Source organism: Streptomyces sp. NPDC060002 (genome assembly GCF_042737245.1).
Taxonomy (GTDB): Bacteria; Actinomycetota; Actinomycetes; order Streptomycetales; family Streptomycetaceae; genus Streptomyces.
This window is the reverse complement of record NZ_JBHWUW010000130.1, coordinates 1-1,464: the sequence shown is the minus strand read 5'-3', so window position 1 is coordinate 1,464 and position 1,464 is coordinate 1. Positions and strand designations below refer to the sequence as shown.

Below are 1,464 nucleotides of genomic sequence, written 5' to 3'. Positions count from 1 at the left end.
CTAAGACTTGTCCCGTAAATGATCTTTGACGTGTTCGGGATGAGGCTGGCTGCCGTCGGAGCCTGCCGACTATCCGGCGAGGTTGAGGTTGTGCAGGCGGGCGATGCCGAGCATGGCGTGGTGAACGCCGTCGCCCTTGAGGCGGCAGTCGCGGAGGATCTTCCAGGTCTTCATGCGGGCGAAGACATGCTCGACGCGCGCGCGGACCTGTTTGTGCGAGCGGTTGTGCTCCCGCTTCCAGTCGGGCAACTCCTCGCCCGGGGTGCGGCGGTGGGGCATGAGGAGTCCGGTGCCCGGATATCCGCCGTCGGCCATCGTCAGGGTCTTGCCCACGGCGGCCTTGGCCCCGGATTCCTCCCATGCCTTGCAGTCGTTGCGGTTGCCGGGCGTGGGGGCGCCGACCACGACGACCAGGCGAGTGTCGGCGTCGATGACGACCTGATGGTTGGTGGAGTAGCGGTAGTTCTTGGACTGCTCGGCGATGCTGTGGTCCCGGGTGGGGACCAGGGTGCCGTCCACGATCAGAACGGTGCCCTTCGCGAACCGGCGCCGGGGCCAGAGCGCGAGGAGCGGGCCGAGCTGGTCGATGATCCGGTCGGCCGCCGACTTCGATACGCCGAAGAGCGGGGCAAGTTGGCGCATGGTCAAGTTCGTGCGCCAGTACGCGGCGACCAGCAGCACCCGGTCCTCCAGCGGCAGCCCCCACGGCCGGCCCTTGCGGACCGGGTCCGCGCCTTCGCGGCGCAGCGCGGTCACCAACTTCCCGAAACTGCGCGGGCTCAGCCCGGTGAACGGGGCTATCCAGGACGGCTCCGACGCCGTGATCACACCAGCCACCGCAAGATCGTCTCACCTGCCACTGAGGCAGTTGGCGAGCCAGTCTGCTTGTTCTGCACGATTGACGTCGGCATCGCCGTCCACCACGTAGGCCAGCGCCTCCGAGAAGGTCGACCCCAGGGACCAGAGAACGTTCGGCCCGACGGCAACGACGCGCCCGCTATCGGCAATATACGACCTGAACTGGACCGACCACATGCCCAGAGGGTTGTAGTTCTCTGCGTATCGATGCCTCAGCTTGGACGCTTCCGCGGCGGTGTCGACGCAGGCTTCAACGGGGTCTATGTGCAGTGACGAGGCAGGGACGCGAGCGGGGCAACTCTTCACCGTCAGCTCACCGAACTCGGCCCAGACCTCGACCGCCGCGTCATTGAGCTCGAACCCAGCGGCTGTCAGTTGCTGTGTCCAGTCCCCAGTGGCGATCTTTCGACCTGCTGTCCACCCAGCAACGCCAAGCGCGTCCAGCACCGACGGACCGCAGTCCGTCAACGACTCACTGATGTGTTCTATGCACCCTCCCCATCCCTTCGGCCGTGCCTGTTGCCCGAAGTCTGCCGCACATCCGGACCAGCGGACAGGGTTGCTGGTCGCGGAAGGCACGAAGATCATTTACGGGACAAGTCTTAG

Annotated in this window: 2 protein-coding genes; both read right to left on the bottom strand. The window is 65.9% G+C overall.

Translation table 11 applies throughout. The features are described from left to right. Positions 1 to 69 precede the first annotated feature (69 nt). On the bottom strand, positions 70 to 837 hold the full coding sequence (locus ACFWBD_RS41480) for a transposase (protein WP_385679419.1): 768 nt from the start codon (positions 835 to 837) through the stop codon (positions 70 to 72). A 12-nt stretch (positions 838 to 849) separates the two neighbouring features. Continuing rightward, entirely contained in the window at positions 850 to 1,305 is a 456-nt protein-coding gene (locus ACFWBD_RS41475) for an SUKH-3 domain-containing protein (RefSeq protein WP_385679416.1), read from the bottom strand. Positions 1,306 to 1,464: the final 159 nt, after the last annotated feature.